At 52.2% G+C, this 18,014-nt stretch carries 14 protein-coding genes; 6 read left to right on the forward strand and 8 right to left on the reverse strand.

What is annotated here, in order from left to right:
* The 4 genes from C8E01_RS08515 to C8E01_RS08530 all read right to left on the reverse strand — a co-directional run bounded on the left by C8E01_RS08515 (position 1) and on the right by C8E01_RS08530 (position 5,331).
* Entirely contained in the window at positions 1 to 1,263 is a 1,263-nt protein-coding gene (locus C8E01_RS08515) for a LysM peptidoglycan-binding domain-containing protein (RefSeq protein ID WP_116542935.1), read from the reverse strand.
* Positions 1,264 to 1,277: 14 nt separating this feature from the next.
* Positions 1,278 to 2,591 carry an RIP metalloprotease RseP gene (gene rseP / locus C8E01_RS08520; RefSeq protein WP_116542936.1) on the reverse strand — a complete coding sequence of 438 codons (1,314 nt, stop codon included), beginning with the start codon at positions 2,589 to 2,591 and terminating at the stop codon, positions 1,278 to 1,280.
* 62 nt (positions 2,592 to 2,653) lie between these two features.
* Positions 2,654 to 3,814 (reverse strand): 1-deoxy-D-xylulose-5-phosphate reductoisomerase, encoded by a 1,161-nt coding sequence (locus C8E01_RS08525; RefSeq protein ID WP_116542937.1) that lies wholly within the window; start codon positions 3,812 to 3,814, stop codon positions 2,654 to 2,656.
* Positions 3,815 to 3,819: 5 nt separating this feature from the next.
* A complete protein-coding gene (locus C8E01_RS08530) occupies positions 3,820 to 5,331 on the reverse strand; it encodes a GH3 auxin-responsive promoter family protein (protein WP_116542938.1) in 1,512 nt (503 codons plus the stop codon).
* 167 nt (positions 5,332 to 5,498) lie between these two features.
* Here C8E01_RS08530 and C8E01_RS08535 point away from each other — a divergent pair, with 167 nt between their 5' ends.
* Positions 5,499 to 5,933 carry an OsmC family peroxiredoxin gene (locus tag C8E01_RS08535; RefSeq protein WP_116542939.1) on the forward strand — a complete coding sequence of 145 codons (435 nt, stop codon included), beginning with the start codon at positions 5,499 to 5,501 and terminating at the stop codon, positions 5,931 to 5,933.
* Positions 5,934 to 5,994: 61 nt separating this feature from the next.
* Positions 5,995 to 6,501, forward strand: coding sequence for a hypothetical protein (locus C8E01_RS08540; protein ID WP_243409484.1), 507 nt, complete (start codon positions 5,995 to 5,997; stop codon positions 6,499 to 6,501).
* A 93-nt stretch (positions 6,502 to 6,594) separates the two neighbouring features.
* Here the strand turns inward: C8E01_RS08540 and dnaA are convergent, their stop codons facing one another.
* From dnaA to C8E01_RS08555, 3 genes are all read right to left on the reverse strand, one after another.
* The gene (dnaA, locus tag C8E01_RS08545) at positions 6,595 to 8,019 is read right to left on the reverse strand and encodes a chromosomal replication initiator protein DnaA (RefSeq protein ID WP_116542940.1); all 1,425 of its coding nucleotides are present in this window, start codon (positions 8,017 to 8,019) and stop codon (positions 6,595 to 6,597) included.
* Between the two features lie 106 nt (positions 8,020 to 8,125).
* Entirely contained in the window at positions 8,126 to 9,061 is a 936-nt protein-coding gene (locus tag C8E01_RS08550; protein WP_116542941.1) for a bifunctional metallophosphatase/5'-nucleotidase, read from the reverse strand.
* Between the two features lie 13 nt (positions 9,062 to 9,074).
* A complete protein-coding gene (locus C8E01_RS08555) occupies positions 9,075 to 9,830 on the reverse strand; it encodes a 5'-nucleotidase C-terminal domain-containing protein (protein WP_116542942.1) in 756 nt (251 codons plus the stop codon).
* A 312-nt stretch (positions 9,831 to 10,142) separates the two neighbouring features.
* On the opposite strand from C8E01_RS08555, the gene C8E01_RS08560 reads away from it, so the two are divergent.
* Positions 10,143 to 11,549 (forward strand): T9SS type A sorting domain-containing protein, encoded by a 1,407-nt coding sequence (locus tag C8E01_RS08560; protein WP_116542943.1) that lies wholly within the window; start codon positions 10,143 to 10,145, stop codon positions 11,547 to 11,549.
* A gap of 57 nt (positions 11,550 to 11,606) precedes the next feature.
* Here C8E01_RS08560 and C8E01_RS08565 read toward each other — a convergent pair whose 3' ends face one another.
* Complete coding sequence (locus C8E01_RS08565) at positions 11,607 to 12,938, reverse strand: amidohydrolase (RefSeq protein ID WP_116542944.1); 1,332 nt, start codon at positions 12,936 to 12,938, stop codon at positions 11,607 to 11,609.
* 495 nt (positions 12,939 to 13,433) lie between these two features.
* Between C8E01_RS08565 and C8E01_RS08570 the strand changes: the two genes are divergently transcribed.
* The 3 genes from C8E01_RS08570 to scpA all read left to right on the forward strand — a co-directional run bounded on the left by C8E01_RS08570 (position 13,434) and on the right by scpA (position 17,970).
* Positions 13,434 to 15,272, forward strand: a complete 1,839-nt coding sequence (locus C8E01_RS08570; RefSeq protein ID WP_116542945.1) for a methylmalonyl-CoA mutase family protein — start codon at positions 13,434 to 13,436, stop codon at positions 15,270 to 15,272.
* Between the two features lie 82 nt (positions 15,273 to 15,354).
* Entirely contained in the window at positions 15,355 to 15,726 is a 372-nt protein-coding gene (locus tag C8E01_RS08575; protein ID WP_116542946.1) for a YybH family protein, read from the forward strand.
* Positions 15,727 to 15,825: 99 nt separating this feature from the next.
* On the forward strand, positions 15,826 to 17,970 hold the full coding sequence (scpA, locus tag C8E01_RS08580) for a methylmalonyl-CoA mutase (protein WP_116542947.1): 2,145 nt from the start codon (positions 15,826 to 15,828) through the stop codon (positions 17,968 to 17,970).
* Positions 17,971 to 18,014 lie beyond the last annotated feature (44 nt).

Raw genomic sequence — 18,014 nt, forward strand, 5'->3', positions numbered from 1 at the left:
TTATTTCTGGGCCTGCGGCAAGTCAGCCAGCACACGTTTTGCCATGTTCGGCATGTTGTCGCTCACAATGCGCTGCACGTCGTTTAGGTTGGACTGGTAAGGCACTTTTACCTTGTTGCCTGAAACGAGCTCTCCGTTGCTGTTGTAGATGGAGTAATGCACCAGGAAATCGCGTTCGTAGTTCCAGGTAGCGCGGTCCAGGCAGTTTTCGTAATTGGTCTTCACCTCAAACTGGTTGATGAATACGTAGTAGTCGATGCCATACTGGCCGTTGAAGTGGGAGAAGAATTTCGGGTCTTTCACTTTCACACCAAAGTGCTTGTTCTCGTCCTGCGCTACGGGCACTGTAGCTGGCTGACCGCCTCTGATATTCAGGTCGTTCTTTTTGCGTTTCACCCAGTCCAGTGCGTTTTCGCGCTCCTTTGCTTTTATGGTAGGCTGGTGGTTGTAGCGCGACTGTTTGTTATCCTGGTAGCCGTAGCTCAGCGATTTGTACAGGGTGCTCAATTCGCTCACGCTGTCGCGGTAAACACCGCCCAGCAGGTTGATAGTCTCGTATCCTTCGGGAGCCAACAAAGCATTTAGTCTACCACGGAACACGTGGCGCACGTTCTGGCGCGGTATTTTAGAATGGCGAGCTATCTCGTCGTCGGCGTCAGAGAAGTACAAGTAAGGGTCAAACGGTACTACCAGGATACGTTGCTTTTCTTTACTCTCCAGCGTTGGCAGTGTAGAGGCCGCAGCCGAGGTACTCGCTTGCGTGCGGGCCGGGCCCGTTGGATTGGTTGTAGTCGCTGCTCTTGCTGGCTGTGCAGGGGGTATAGCGGCTGGCTTAGCTGCCTGAGGTTCAGCCTTGGCGGTGGCGGGCTGCCTGGCCGGTGTAGCCGGTGTTTTGGCTGCAGTGCTGGCTGGCTGACTTGCAGCTGCTGGCGTAGCATTTACCACATTGCGCTGTGGGTTGGCAGTAGTTGCTGGCTTGGTAGCAATAGCATTACCCTTGGCACCGCGGCGCTTTAGGTATAGCGTCTGGCCCATTTGCAGTTGCGTACCATTCCACTTTTGCAGTGAGTCGAGCGGGATGTTAAACCGACGCGACAGGCTGTAGTAGGTATCTCCCTGCTGCACCAGGTAGGTGGTGTCAACTGCAGCGGAACGCTGAGGTATAGAAAAAGCCGATGCTACTGGTGTAGCACCGGCTTGATTAAATGCAAATAAAACAAAAAGTATGGCTACAGTTAGGGCGCTCTTCACGACGGCTCTCATAAACGAATCTTTGGTTAGAAGATTATCTTGAATACATCGTTAAATATAGCAAAAGCCATTAAGCCCAACAATAAAACCATGCCCACTTTTTGAGCGTTTTCTAAAAAATTATCTGACGGCTTGCGACCGCTGATCATTTCGTATGTTAAAAATACAACGTGGCCACCGTCCAGCGCCGGAATTGGCAGGAAGTTCATAAAGGCCAGCACCATCGACAACATACCTGTGATCGACCAGAACTTGTACCAGTTGAAGGTGTCGCCGAAGATCTGGGCGATACCGATTGGTCCGCTCAATGACTTAGAAGCCGATACTTCTCCTCTGAATATTTTACCAAACCCTTTGAGGTTGGCTGTGATCACGCCAAAAGCCTGGTTCGTGCCACGCGGAATAGATTCTCCCAGACTAAAGTCACGGGTTGCATACTCCAGCAGCGGCTTCTGGTAAAAGCCCAGGGTACCGTCTTCGTTCACAGTGGCTTTCAGGATTACAGGCTCGTTGTTGCGCTCTACCTCGATAGTCACAGGCTTGCCGGCGTACTTCTGCATCGCCGCCTGGAAATCACTAAAGAAGAGCGTACTCTCACCGTTCACCGATTTGATATAGTCACCCGCCTTCAAACCGGCCTTGTCTGCTGTGCTGTTTGGCGCTACCTGACCTACCATAAAAGGCTCACGCGGCTGAATGAACACCATGCGCTCCTTATTATCGGCCATGCGGTCCATGAAATCAGTAGGTATAGGTATATCCACCTGGTTGCCGTTGCGCTCCACGGTATAATATGAGCCGCGGTCCAGCAGCATGTCCATGGAGTATACATCGTTGAAGTTCTCGAGCGGACGGCCATTCAGCGCCACGATCTTGTCGCCGGCCTCAAAACCCAGTTCCTGACCCAGCTGATTTGGCTGTACACCATACTTCACTTCACTGGCAGGCAGGTAAGTTTCTCCGTAGTAGTAGTTCAGAGCGATAAAAATGACGATACCCGTGATCACGTTCACGATAATACCACCCATCATCACGATCAGGCGCTGCCAGGCTGGCTTGGCCCTAAATTCATAAGGCTCCGGATCTTTTTTCAGGGCCTCGGTGTCCAGCGATTCGTCCACCATGCCTGATATTTTAACGAAACCACCCAGCGGGATGAGACCCAGCATATACTCTGTTTCGCCTACCTTCTTACTAAAAATCTTGGGAGGAAATCCAATCGCATACTTTTCTACACGCATGCCAAACCATTTGGCAGTCAACATGTGTCCCAGCTCGTGCAATCCAACCAGTATTGTCAGGCCCAATATGAGCTGGCCCACCATTATTAAAATATCCATTTAAAAGAAATAAATTTAGAATCGATGATTTTGACAGAAAAATTTATGCCTCAAAGCGACGATCAAAGGCTTAGCTTGCCTGCTGCTTCTATCGCGTAAGCACGTGTATCTCTGTCTGTTACAACATAGTCCTCGTAAGAAGGATTCGCAATATACGCAACTTTTGCCATACTGCTTTCGATGATATCGGACATCTCCAGGAAGCCGACCTCCTCACGCAGGAAGGTAGCCACCGCTATTTCGTTGGCGGCATTGAGAATGCACGGCATGTTGCCGCCACGCTCCATGGCATCAAATGCCAGCTGCAGGTTGCGGAAAGCCTCCAGGTCCGGTTGCTCGAACGTAAGCTGCGGGTAGTCCATAAAGTTGAAGCGCGGGAAATCGGACTTGAGTCGGTTCGGATAGCCCAGCGCATACTGGATCGGCAGTTTCATGTCGGGCAGCCCAAGCTGCGCCTTGATGGAGCCGTCCTCGAACTGCACCAGCGAATGGATAATGGATTGCGGGTGCACCACCACTTCGATCTGCTCGTTTCTCAGCCCGAAAAGCCACTTCGCCTCAATCACCTCCAGGCCCTTGTTCATCAGCGAAGCCGAGTCTATGGTGATCTTAGCACCCATTTCCCAGTTCGGGTGCTTAAGGGCCTGTGCCCGGGTAACCTGGCGCAACTCGTCGGCTTTGCGCCCACGGAAGGGCCCACCAGAAGCGGTCAAAATAATTTTCTCGATCGGGTTGTGAAACTCACCGGCCAGGCACTGAAAAATAGCACTATGTTCAGAATCTACCGGGTAAATGTTCACGCCCTGCTGGCGAGCCAGTTCGGTCACCAACTGACCGGCCACCACCAGGGTTTCCTTATTGGCCAGCGCGATCTCTTTCCCGGCTTTGATGGCGCGGATGGTTGGCTGCAGACCGGCATAACCGACCATGGCAGTCAGTACCATATCCACAGTACCCATCTCCACCACCGAATTAAGGGCATTGGCTCCGGCGTATACCTTGATATCCTCGTGCTGCAAGGCATCGCGCACTTGCTCGTACAGGGCTTCGTTGGCTATTACTACCACATTCGGCTTAAAGGCCAGCGCCTGCGCTATCAAAAGGTCGGCGTTGTTATTGGCGGTAATCACCTCTAACTCAAAACTATCAGGATTAGCCCCGATCACCTCCAGTGCCTGCGTGCCGATGGAGCCTGTAGAACCAAGTATAGCAATTCGTTTCATTAATTTTAGTTAGCGTTAAGAGCGCCTGCCGACTCGATCAGGCCCTCGGCCAGTTTGCGGTCGTTGCTCAGGCGCGGCACTTTGTTCTGTCCTCCCAGCTTGCCCTGCGACTTCATGTAGTGGCGGAACGTTCCCTGTGGCAACGCCCTGATCTTCAGGTCTGCCAGAATATGGCCCGTAATCAGGTCGTCGTAATAGGTATTCAATTTCTGCAACTGCGCGTTCAGTTCTTTTTCGAACGCCTCCTGGTTGGCGGGCGCGATCGAGAACTCTACCAGCCACTCGTGGAAAGACTGCCCCTTGTCCTGGCTGACGTAAGGTGCCACTGTAAACTCCACCAACTCTACCATTGGGTAGCTTTGCATGGTGCGCTGCATCGCCTTTTCCACCTCCTCGCCTATCACGTGCTCGCCAAAGGCAGAAATGTAATGCTTGATGCGACCACTCACGATCAGCTTGTAGGGCTTCACGGAAGTAAACTTCACAGTATCGCCAATGGAATAAGCCCAAAGCCCTGCGTTACTGCTAACCACTAATGCGTAGTTCACGCCGGTCTCTACCTGACCGATGGTCAGTCGGGTTGGCTTTTCGTTGAAATACTCATCCGTAGGTATAAACTCAAAGAAGATGCCTGCGTTCAGCAACAGCAAGAGACCCTTGTCATGCTGCTCATTCTGATAAGCGAAAAACCCTTCGGAGGCTGGAAATGTTTCGACGGAATCCACTTCGCGGCCAATCGACTCAAACAACTTTTTGCGGTAAGGCTCAAAATTCACGCCACCGTACACAAACAGCGAGAAATTTGGGAAAATATCCTTGATCGGCTTGCCTGTCTGTCTGATCAGTTTGTCGAAGTACATCTGCACCCAGGGCGGTATACCTGAGATGAGCGTCATGTTCTGGTCAATCGTCTCTTCGATGATCTGGTCGAGCTTGGTTTCCCAGTCTTCGATGCAATTGGTATCGTAGCTCGGCATCTGGTTGGTGCGCAGGTAGCCCGGCACGTGGTGGTTCACGATGCCTGACAAACGCCCTGTGTGGATGCCACCTACTTCGTCCAGCACCGGGCTGCCCGAAAGAAAGATCAGCTTCCCATCCAGAAAACTGGAATTGCCTGTTTCGTGGATGTAAGAGAGCAGCGCGTCTTTCGCTCCGTTTATGTGGTTGGGTATAGAGTCTTTGGTAATCGGAATGTACTTGGTGCCGGACGTGGTACCGGATGTTTTGGCCAGGTATATGGGTTTGCCGGGCCATAGTATGTCGCGCTCCCCCGCCTTTACGCGGTTGAAGTACGAGGCAAGGCCTTCGTAGTCACGCACGGGAACGGCCTCTACAAAGTCAGCGTGAGTCGTTATTTGAGAAAAATGATGTTCACGGCCAAAGGCGGTCTGCTGTGCTTTTTTAATGATCATCTCAAAAACAGCCTGTTGCGCTTCTACCGGGTTCTGTATCCAGGACTGGTGTTTTTTGTGCACGTAAGCGGCCAGAGGCTTACTGAGCCATGCTTTCACACCCATATGGTTTTTCTTTTTTTAGAGGGGTAAATATAGCCAGATAAACGGGTTTTGTCATAGTCATTCGCCATGTTTTACCAGCACACCGTTTTTTTAGAGCCAACAAAAAACGCACTCGCGTAGTTTATAGGTATTGTATTTATCTGTAACTAACACTAACGACAAAACTTATGAAAAAGAGCACAGCAAAGGCCCAATGGAACAAAGGCCTGAAAAATGGTAATGGCGAGGTACAATCCGGCACCGGCAACTTTAAAGCAGGCTATACCTTCGCCTCCCGCTTCGAGAACGACGCCTCGGCCACCAACCCGGAAGAACTGATCGGTGCGGCCCTCGCAGGGTGCTACTCTATGTTTTTGAGTTCTCTGCTCGAGAAGGCCAACTACGAGCCACAGTCGGTGCAATCAACCGCCACCGTGCACCTGGGCGAAAAGGACGGCGGACCGCATGTGATGAAGATCGAACTGAACACCGAGGCGAGCGTGGCGGGTATAAGCGACGAAGAATTCCAGAAACTGGCCGAAGAGTCGAAAGCCAAGTGCCCTATATCAAAGGCACTGGGAGCTGTTCCTGAGATCACACTTACCGCTTCACTGAAAAAATAAATTTACTATATTGCAGCTTGCACATAAACTGTGCACGTTCGTCTCACTTTAACATCCTTATATGCCAACAGCCGGTAATGCAAGATCGTCGCTTTTAGTACAGTTAAGCCCTTCGCGCAATGCTAAGCTCTCGTTCACGGTGCAACTGGTACTCACCCTTTTCTGGCTGGCCTGGGCCATTATGCTGCTCGTAAGCGAAAACCCGACTAACGACCAGAATTACCTGTACTACATCTTTTTCGGTTTGGCTGTCGTTTTCCTGGGCTACGTGATCCTGCAGAATACCTCTGTGTTTGGTATACAGTCTTACATCGAAGTGACACCAGAATACATCGTACAGAAGAATGGCGTGTTTCGAACCAAGATGATCACGGCTATACCTGATATCGAAGCGGTACACATGTCACCGATGGCCTTGCGCATTACGCAGCGCGACGGCAACAAGGTATACCTCGACCTGAAGCAGATCCGTAAGAAGCGTGACATTGAAAAAATAAAATCACGCATCCGCGAATTGGCACAGGTTCATAATTTCGACGTAAGTGAAGCGGCCATACCTAACAATTAGTTCGTTGACCAGAAGAAGTGAATAGGTAGTTCTGAACAAAGAAGGCCATCCCTGCAGGGATGGCCTTCTTTGTTTATATGCAACAGGTATAGCTTAACCTGCCTTTGACTTGAATTTCTTCTGAAGCTCCTGAATGCTCACTTTGAATTTCTTGTCCGTATCGATCAGGTCTGAAACGGTCTGCACCGAGTGGATCACCGTACTGTGGTCGCGGCCGCCGAAGTGGTAACCGATGGACTTAAGTGAATGGCTGGTGAACTCCTTGGCGAAGTACATGGCCACCTGACGTGCCGTTACGATCTCTTTCTTCCGGGTCTTGGCTTTGAGCGAGTCCAGACTCACCTGGAAGTACTCAGCCACCGTTTTCTGGATGAAGTCGAGGTTTACCTCGGTCTCCACATCCTCAATGATATGCTTCAGGGCCTGCTTGGCAAGCTCCAGGTCAATTTCTTTGCGGTTCAGCGACGACTGCGCAATCAAAGAGATCAGTACGCCTTCCAGTTCACGCACGTTTGTGTCCACGCTGTAAGCCAGGTACTCCACTACGTTGTCCGGAATGTCAATCCCGTCGCCCTGCATTTTCTTTTGGATGATGGCCATACGCGTCTCGAAATCCGGGCTCTGCAAGTCGGCGGTGAGGCCCCACTTAAAGCGGGACAGCAGACGCTCCTCCAGGCCTTTGAGGTCGCGTGGCGGACAGTCAGAAGTCATTACAATCTGCTTGCCGGACTGGTGCAGGTGGTTGAAGATGTGGAAGAACATTTCCTGCGTCTTCTCCTTGCCGCTCAGGAACTGCACGTCGTCGATGATCAAAATATCTACCAGCAAATAGAAGTTGGCGAAGTCCTGCACGTTGTTGGTCTTGAGCGATTCGATGAACTGGTTCACGAATTTCTCGGAAGAAACGTAGAGCACGAACTTATCCGGGTTGCTGTTTTTGATATGGTTACCGATGGCCTGCACCAGGTGTGTTTTGCCCAGTCCCACACCACCGTATACCATCAATGGGTTGAAGGAAGTGGTGCCTGGCTTGTTGGCCACGGCATAACCTGCCGAGCGGGCCAGGCGGTTGCAATCTCCCTCGATGTAGTTTTCGAAGGTATAGGCGCCGTTCAGCTGCGAGTTTAGGAAGTTGCGGTCGATGGTCTTCGACTCGAACGGGCTCTTGATGAAGTTCTGCTCCGGCCGGTAAGAATTAACAACGGCCTGCGGTATTTTCTTGGTCGGAATATTGACCGTCTGCGGCTTGTTGGACTCATTGCCACGGTCCACGATAATCGAGTACTCCAGGCGCCCCTCACTGCCAAGCTCCTGGTAAATTACCTTCTTCAGCAAACCTACATAGTGCTCCTCCAGCCATTCATAAAAGAATTGGCTAGGCACTTGTATGGTGAGCACGTTGTCGCGCAGGGACAAAGGCTTGATCGGTTCGAACCAAGTTTTAAAGCTCTGTTCTCCAATATTTTCCTTAATTACCTGTAGACAGTTACTCCATACTGTTGAACAGTCTTTTATCATCCAATTTTCCAAAACACACTAAGATTCGTTTGGTGAAACAAACCTCTCCTTGACGGCGGGGGGGTTACAAATTTGACTAATTTATTCTAAACAAAAAATTATTTATTCACGAAGTTAATACAGGGTTATCCACAGCCAACACAGCGGTCCTTGTGTCGGTCCTTCGCTTTGATTTTCTGCTGAATGTAACATCTATTCTGCCCAAAAACAAGCCCGACCAACCTACCTGGTTAATCATTGTCTCGTGGCCATTTTCGTGGCGCAGTACTTCCGGTTTTTCCATGAAGGTATGGGTATGACCTCCCAAAATCAGATCGATGCCGCACACCTGCGTGGCCAGCTTGCGGTCGTCTATTTTATCGGTGTCGTAGCTATACCCGAGGTGCGAGAGGCAGACCACATAATGGCACTTCTCTTTTTCGCGCAGGGCCTGCACCATTTCGCGTGCCTTCTCCACGGGGTCCAAGTATACGGTCTCGCCGTACATGTTTTTGCTCACCAGTCCGTCGAGCTCTATACCTAGCCCGAATATACCTACCCGTATACCTTGTTTTTCGAACACTTTGTATGGCTGAAAATGACCTTTCAGGATGGTGTTGGAGAAGTCGTAATTGGCCGTCAGGAACGGAAAACCAGCCAGTGGCAATTGCTTCTCCAGCCCTTCCAACCCTATATCGAAATCATGATTCCCGAGCGTAGAGGCATCGTAACCCATTTGAGTCATGAGTTTGTACTCGAGCTCGCCTTCAAAGAAATTGAAGTAGGGCGTGCCCTGCCAAATGTCGCCGGAGTCGAGCAAGAGCACGTTGGGCTCCTGTTGCCGGATGCGCTCGATGAGCGTGGCACGGCGGGCCATGCCGCCCATACCGCCGTACTTGCGCCCATCGTCCGGAAAGGGGTCGATGCGCGAGTGCTGGTCGTTGGTGTGCAGAATGGTCAGCCTAATACCTTCGCGGGCGGCTTCTGCCGAAAAGGGCAGGCCCAGCATGCTGATACCTGCCGCGCCGAGGGCGGTGTGCTTCAAAAAGTCTCTTCTCTTCATGGTCAGGTATAGCTTATGGAAGGATGGTCACGCGTTTTTCGGCTGGGGTTGTCACCTGCTTTCCGGCCGCCGTGAGTTGCTGTATGTGCTGGTGAATGGCATCGCGCAGTAAGAGGCCCAGCTTCTCGTACTTGATCGGATTCTTCAACATGTCGAGTTTATCGCCGCCTCCGGCCAGGTAATCAGAAGTAACCAGGGTATAGCTTTTATTCGGGTCCAGGGGCTGGCCTTTGAGCTTAATATCCTGTGCTTTGCCGTTAGCTACGGTATAGGTCGCATTGCCGATGTAGGTGATCTTACGGGCCGCGGCATCGTCGAACAATCGCTTGACAGCCTCGCCGCTCAGGGTCAGCACGACCATTTCATTCTCGAAAGGCATCAGCTCAAAGATATGGCCCGTGGTGATATCGCCTTGTGGCAGCGGCACACGCAGTCCGCCCTGCGTGGTCACGGACAGGTCGATGGGTTTACCGTAGATCGGTTCGCTCTGGGCCAGTTGCAGGTCCACCACAAAGTTGCCGAGCGGCGATTCGTAGTCGCCTTTGCCCAGGGCTACCGGCGCCGATCCCACCACCTCCGACATTTTCACGGTCACCTCCTCGCGGTACGGGGCTACTAGTGCCTCTACAGCCGGATCGGCCGTGATGGTATGGTCCACGGCTACGTCTGTCTCGTTCAGGTTGGCGGATGGTTGCAACGGCCGCTGGCAGGCGACCAGACTAACGGCCAGGACCAGTCCGGAGATGTATTTTTTGAAAGGGCGCTTCATGGGTGCTGCTGTAATTATCCCCAAAGTTATCAACATTGTCGGGCTCAGGCAAAATGCTACCCAAGATTAATTTTTCTTTTGCGTCTGCAAAAAACTTACACGTTGTTACCTAGTTATATAAGCTTTTGGCTATATTATTGAGGCACAATTTTTATGCCTGCATCAGCGAGATTCTCTAAACCCATTTATTTATCCCTTGGGAAGTAGTGTATGTATAGGGCAAGCAACAAATAGTCAAAAAATTGAATGAATAATACTAAAACATCCCTATAAATCGTATTCTTAGAAACTTCCACAGATAACTGTTTGGCTATGAAGAAAATATACCACCTTTTTTGCTTAACTGCTTTGCTTTTTGCGCCGTTGCTAACACAGGCGACGCACCTCTACAGCGGCCACATCAGCTATACAACAGATCCGCAAAATCCGCTCAAGTTTGATTTTGTGTTTACACTTTACACAAAAACCGCTTCCACGGCCGATGATCCTTTTGTATCCATAAACATGGGCGATGGCAAGGTTCAGACGGTTGAAAGAGCCAGAATTACTCCTTATTCCTATCGTTATGATAAGGAAATTTTCATCTGGAGCCATACCTACGCCGCCCCTGGAAACTATACCGTGCATTGGACTGGCGAGAACCGGAACGGGGGAGTCATAAATATGGCAGCACCCAGCGACTTAATAACTTTAAAAATAGTTACACTTGTGAAGGCAGGCACTGCTACTCAAAACCTGCATGGAGCAAAGCTTGCCGGCGTACCAGTTACTGCAGCCTATATAGGTGAGCCCTGGACTCACAATTTCTTAGCCTACGATGAGGATGGAGACTACCTGAAGTATGATCTGGTGACTCCCAAACACAGATCTTCTTCTTTCGAGATTGCCGATGTTCCCGGTTATTGGCTTCCGGAGGGGTTAACAGTGAGCGAATTTGGGGAAATCCACTGGCCAAATCCCGCTCAAAAAGGAGAATACGTGATCGCTCTAAAAGTTACAGAAATGCGTGATGGCAGGGAAATAGGCCACATGATAGTTGACATGAGCTTCGTGGTGACCGAGCGGGCGGATCAACCGAAAATGAGCCTCCTGAATAAGAACCGCCTGACGGTGAACGGCGATGGTTCAATTCAGACCTGGCCTGGCCAACCGGTGAAGCTGGAATTTTACCTGCAAAAGAATCCGGCCAGTGATTTACCACTAAGTGCCAGGCCATTCGGGGAGATAGATACCTTAGAACTGATCAACACGTCGCTTACTTTCCGGGATACTGCAGATGGTTTTGCCATTACCTATTCCTTCACTCCTGGCCCTGACATGGAGCGCTCAGAACCTTACCTGATAGGCATGCGAGGCAGACCGAGAGAAGAATTTACGGGAGATAGGCTCCCCTATACCAAAGTGGAGGATGACTGGGCCTTTGCTTACATTTATGTGGGGGAGCAGCGGCGTCCGCTTTCCTCCGGCGACGACTTCCCTCCCGAAAGGCCGAAGCTATACCCAAACCCGACACGTGGCGAGTTCACCGTCCTGGCACCCGACCTGCCAGCCCTCCACCTGCTGGTGCGCGACATCACGGGTAAGGTGGTGGCAAGCTATACCTTGCGGCCGGGCAGAAACGATTTCGCCCGCCCTGCCAAACTAGCCTCGGGACTCTATACTTATACCTTAACCAGTCAACTCTCGCCCATCGAAACAGGCAAACTCATGCTGCAATAAGCTAGTCAATAAAAAGCCTCCCTCAACTGGTGTTGAGGGAGGCTTTTCTATACCTGTTTATTTCTTACCTTTTCCTTCCATGTAGTTCAAAGTCAGGCTGGTCAGGGTCTTCACGCCAAGCTTTAGGCCGCTTTCATCTATAAAGAAATCAGGTGTGTGGTGTGGGGCCACTTCTTCAGGCTTCTTGCCTTTCGACATACCGCCCACGAACAGGAACAGCCCGGGAATTTTTTCCTGGTAGAAAGCAAAATCTTCAGCTCCGGTCACTGCCTTGGCCAGCACCACTTTATCGCGTCCTGCCACGGTACGCAGCGTAGGGAGCATGCGCTCGGTCAGGGCCGGGTCGTTGTAGGTAACAGGGGTCTGCGGAATGATCTCTACCTCAGCGACAGCTCCGCTGCTCTCTGCAATTTTAGTGGCGGTGAGGTTGATCTTCTCATGCAGCTTCTTCTGCATTTCCACGTCCAGCGCCCGGATCGTGCCTTCCATTAGCACCTCCTCCGGAATAATGTTGTTGCGCACACCACCGTGTATACTGCCCACTGTAATCACAGCGGCGCCTTCCGGCAACTGAGTCTGACGGCTGATGATGGTCTGCAGTCCGTTGATGATCTGCGCCGAAACAACGATCGGGTCTATACCTGACCATGGGTAGGCGCCATGCGACTGCTTGCCTTTTACTTTGATGCGGAAGATATCGGCGCTCGCCATAGTCCCGCCCGGCGTGTACTTGATGGTGCCCACTTCCGTCTGCGAGTTGATGTGCAGTCCAAAGATCACTTCAGGCTTTGGCCCTTTGTCGAGCACGCCCTCTTTTACCATCAGGGCGGCACCGCCTTCCTCCCCTATCGGAGAGCCTTCCTCAGCTGGCTGAAAGATAAATTTCACGGTTCCTTTCAAGTCGTTTTTCATGCCTGCCAGAATTTCTGCCGCCCCCATCAGCATGGCGATGTGGGTATCGTGGCCGCAGGCGTGCATCACACCTACCTCCTGGCCGTTGTAGGTGCTGCGCTCTTTGGAGGCAAAAGGCACATCAGTGCGCTCCGTTACAGGCAAGCCGTCAATATCCGCGCGCAGGGCCACGACCGGGCCGGACTTTCCACCTTTCAGAATGCCCACTACACCGGTATGGGCCACGCCTGTTTGTACTTCTATACCTAGTTTGCGGAGGTGGTCTGCAATCTTTTCGGCTGTCTTGGTTTCGCGGTTACCCAATTCCGGGTATTGGTGAAAGTCGCGCCGCCACTCGATCACTTTCGGCTCGATTTTATCAGCCATAGTATTGGCCTTCGCCAGCAGTTTGGAGTCCTGCGCAAGAGCAGGCACAGTCACGAGCAGTCCCAGGCAAAGGGGCAGCGTTTTTTGAAGGAAGGTATAAGGGTGTGTCATTTTCAGATTAGATGTTTGCTTCCTCTAAAGCTACATAATTTTTGGGATTGACGTAAAACAATCCTTGCTGCAGTGGGAAGCCACAGACAAGGAGCTAAGAGAGGACGCGTATACCTTATGCCTGGCCTACTGCTACCCGCCCGTGATTTGTTTTTGCCGGGGTAGTTCTTATACCTGCTATCTATACCTACCCTGGATTACCTCACCCACCTGATTTTGCTCCTACAGGCCATCTGTCCATCTCGTTAGCTGCTTTCCTTAGAAGTTATACAGAAGCATAGCGCAAAAGCCAGATAACAGCTGCTGAGACGCAAGCGCACTTATATCTTGGCAGGTGTCATCCCTCTGGTCTGGCTCTAATTAGTCAATTAGCTATACCTGCGCTTTGTGGTTCACGTAGACTAAATTCACAGTGATAAAACCTCCAGACCTTCTTACCGCTTTTTATAAGCTGCAAGAGAAAGTATATATTTACAGGAAATAACACCCTACACGATGACTGACGAGCAGAAGCTATTCTCAGAATTCAAGCCGGGCACGGCAGCCGACTGGGCGGCGCGCACGCAGAAAGACCTGCGCGAGACCCCACTCGAAAGCCTGAACTGGCATACCTACGAAGGCATTACGATCAAGCCCTACTATACCCGCGAAGACATTCAGCACCTGCCGTTTGTGCAGCAGAAACCCGGCGACTTCCCCTTTGTGCGCGGCAACACCGGCAGCGACAATAACTGGCAAAACATTCAGAAAATAAAGGCCTTAGGCAACGGAAAACCGGCCATCGATAAAGCGGTTGATGCCCTGAACAGAGGCGCGGACGGCGTGCTCTTTATTGTGGAAGATCCGCAGACTTTCGACATCGCCTATCTGACCGAGCAGATCGACCTAACTTCTCAGTCTGTGAGCTATACCTTGAACGGCGATCCGGCTGATTTCCTCAAAGGTCTCTATACCTTACTTTCAAAGCAGAATATCTCGCACCGCAACCTGAGAGGCTTCGCAAATTACGACCCCATGTCAGGAAAAGGCCAGCTCAGCGATGATGAAAACAAGATCATCGCACAGGTGCTCGACCTGACCAAGGACAGCCCCGATTTTTATGGTGTGACTGTTTGCGGCACCAATTTCAGCAGTATCGGGGCTTCGCTCACGCAGGAAGTGGCCTATACCCTGAGTGCCGCCGTGGCCTATACCGATCGCCTTACCACAGCCGGTGAGCCCCTGGGGTCGGTACTGCGCAACATGCTGTTCTGCATGGGAGCCGGCACCAATTACTTTTTCGAGATCGCCAAGTTGCGTGCGCTGCGCCTGTTGTGGGCTGCCGTAGTGGAGGCCTACCAGGCTGATCCTGCCCTGGCCGCCAAACTGCGTATCCACAGCACGACTTCCAGTTGGTACCAAACCACGCTCGATCCCTACGTGAACATGCTGCGTGTCACCACCGAAGCCATGTCAGCAGTGCTCTCCGGCGCTGATTCCCTCACCGTGCTGCCTTTCGACAGCACCTTCAAGGATTCAGATGAATTTTCGGAGCGCATTGCCCGCAACGTATCCATTATTCTGAAAGAGGAATCCTACCTCGACAAAGCCGTAGACCCAGCTGCCGGCTCTTATTACCTGGAGTCGCTTACCAACGAGCTAGCCACTAATGCATGGGAGCTGTTTAAAGAGGTAGAGGCACAGGGAGGGTTTGAGGCCGCTTACGAGAATGGCTTTATCCTGAGCTCGATCACCGAAGTAAGCCGCCAGAAGTTCCGTGACATCGCACAGGGCCGCATGGTGCTGGTAGGCACCAACAAATACCCTAACCCGAAAGAGCAGATCGATTTCGACCCGGAGGAGCTTATCCAACGCGCCGAGTTCGACACCACCCGCGCCGCCTACCCGACCGAGGTGATGCGCATGGCAACCGAACTGCACCTGCGCAAGCGCAAACGCCGTCCGAGAGCGATTATCGCCGTCATAGGACAGGCCGCCAAGCGACACATCAACGCCTCTTTCGCAAAGGAGTTCTTCAGCTGCGCTGGCTTTGAAACAGACATACAGCAGTATGACGATGTGGAAACCGCCGTCACCAGGCTATTACACGCAGCCGCTGAGGTAGTAGTAGTTTCTACTTCAGAAGCAACATATGCCCGTGAGTTCGGTCCCCGGATCAGCCAGCACGAATCCAAGCCGACCATCATCATGGCCGACGATCCGCAGCACATGAAAGACGAGCTGGTAGCCCATGGGTACGACGAGTTCATTTTCGAGGACTGCGACATGTCGACCATACTCGAATTAGTGCAGAAGCGGTTGGACCGGGATGAAAACAATGGTGGGAAGCACTAGAAGCCGCGTGCTATACCTGTGATCAGGTATACCGTCGCTTGCAACAGCAACCTTTACATTCAAAAAACACAAACCAGCGATCATGAACGAAGCGATCACCGAAGTAAAGCAAGCCCTTGACGGACAGGTAGCCGCCTGGAACAAAGGCGAACTGGAGAAGGCCATGGACTTTTACTGGGAGTCGCCGGACATGCTCTGGATCAGCCGCAACGGCACCGAAAAAGGCTGGAAAGAAGTGCTGGAGATGTTCCAGACCGACTTTACCGACCGCAGCAAGATGGGTGAGTACACCTACGAACCTTTACACATCGAGCAGGTAGGCCCGGAGGCCGTGTACTACGTGTACCGCTGGAAGATCGACCTGCAAGGCAAAAAATTGATGGGCGGTGTATCGTCGCAGCTTTGGAAGAAAATTGGCGGCCGCTGGGTCATTACCTCCGAGCACGCGAGTTAGAGTTGAATTGCTACATGGTTGAATGGCTAAATTGTTATTCTCCAAAACGCGCATTTAACTCTTAACAATTTAACAATTAAGCAATTTGATCTCATTTAGATGAAACCTGACTTTTCGAACATAGACATAAAGCAAGTAGCCGGAGCGGAGCACGGTCCCGTAGACCCGATTCCGCCGAAGGACTGGAAAACGGCCGAGCAGATTCCGCTGAAGAGCTACTATACCTCAGAAGATGTAAAGCACTTCGAGCACCTGGACTTTGCTGCCGGTCTGCCGCCCTACCTGCGCGGGCCGTACAGCACCATGTATGTGCAGAAGCCCTGGACTATCCGCCAGTATGCCGGTTTTTCCACCGCCGAGGAATCCAACGCTTTCTACCGCCGCAACCTGGCAGGCGGGCAGAAAGGCCTTTCTGTAGCCTTCGACCTGGCCACGCATCGTGGCTACGACTCCGACCATCCGCGTGTGGTGGGCGACGTGGGCAAGGCCGGTGTGGCCATCGACTCGGTGGAGGATATGAAGATCCTTTTCGACCAGATCCCGCTCAACGAGATGTCGGTATCGATGACCATGAACGGGGCCGTGCTGCCGATCATGGCCTTTTACATTGTGGCGGCCGAAGAACAGGGCGTGACGCCGGAGCAGCTGAGCGGAACGATCCAAAATGACATCCTGAAGGAGTTCATGGTGCGCAACACCTACATCTACCCGCCGGAGCCGAGCATGAAGATCATAGCGGATATCTTTGAGTATACCTCCCAGAACATGCCGCGCTTCAACTCCATTTCCATCTCAGGCTACCACATGCAGGAAGCCGGTGCCACCGCCGACATCGAGCTGGCCTATACCCTGGCCGACGGTCTGGAGTATGTGCGCACCGGTCTGAAGGCAGGTATGGACATCGACGTATTTGCGCCGCGCCTTTCTTTCTTTTGGGCCATCGGCATGAACCACTTCATGGAAATTGCCAAAATGCGCGCCGCCCGTATGCTGTGGGCGAAACTTATCCAGCAGTTCAACCCGAAGAACCCGAAATCGCTGGCGCTGCGTACGCACTGCCAAACTTCCGGCTGGAGCCTGACCGAGCAGGACCCGTTCAATAACGTGACCCGCACTTGCGTGGAAGCACTGGCCGCCGCCTTAGGCGGTACGCAAAGCTTGCACACCAACGCACTAGACGAGGCCATTGCGCTGCCAACCGACTTCTCGGCCCGCATTGCCCGCAACACGCAAATCTACCTGCAGCAGGAAACCAACATCAACAAAGTGGTAGATCCGTGGGGAGGTTCTTATTATGTGGAGGCGCTCACGCACGAGATTGCGCACAAGGCCTGGGAGCTGATTCAGGAAGTGGAAGAACTCGGTGGTATGGCTAAAGCCATTGAGACCGGTCTGCCGAAAATGCGCATTGAGGAAGCTGCCGCCCGCAAGCAGGCCCGCATCGACTCCGGCAAGGACGTGATTGTGGGGGTGAACAAATACCGCCCGGATCAGATTCAGGAAATCGACATCCTCGACATCGACAACACGGCTGTACGCGAATCGCAGCTCCGCAGATTGGCACAGGTAAAGGATAGTCGTGATAACGAAGCTGTGAATGAAGCTTTACAGGCACTCACCGTTGCGGCAGAATCCAACGAAGGCAACCTGCTGGAGTTGGCGGTGAACGCTGCCCGCCACCGTGCTACGTTGGGCGAAATTTCTGACGCATTAGAGAAAATTTACGGAAGACACAAAGCTGTGATACGATCCATATCAGGCATCTACTCTGCCGAGCTCTCCGACGATGAGAACTTCGAGCGGGCCAAGGTGCTGGCCGACCAATTCGAGGAAATGGAAGGCCGCCGACCACGCATCATGGTCGCCAAGATGGGGCAGGACGGTCACGACCGCGGCTCCAAAGTCATCGCCACCTCCTTCGCCGACCTCGGCTTCGACGTCGACATCGGCCCACTGTTCCAGACCCCGGCGGAAGTAGCCATGCAGGCTGCTGAAAACGACGTGCACGTGGTGGGTGTCTCCTCGCTGGCAGCCGGCCACAAAACACTGGTACCGCAGCTGATAGAAGAACTCCGCAAACTCGGTCGAGAAGACATTATGGTGATCGTAGGCGGTGTTATACCTGCCCAGGACTATGATTTCCTGTTCAAGGCAGGCGCAGCTGGTGTGTTTGGACCTGGCACCATTATCTCAGTAGCGGCTCAGAACATTCTGGAAAACCTGATCAGGAGAGTAGTGGAATAGTTAAGAGTTAAGAGTTAAAATCTGAAAGCTGCAGTTGACTTTGG

It is taken from the genome of Pontibacter virosus (genome assembly GCF_003096355.1).
Classification (GTDB): domain Bacteria; phylum Bacteroidota; class Bacteroidia; order Cytophagales; family Hymenobacteraceae; genus Pontibacter; species Pontibacter virosus.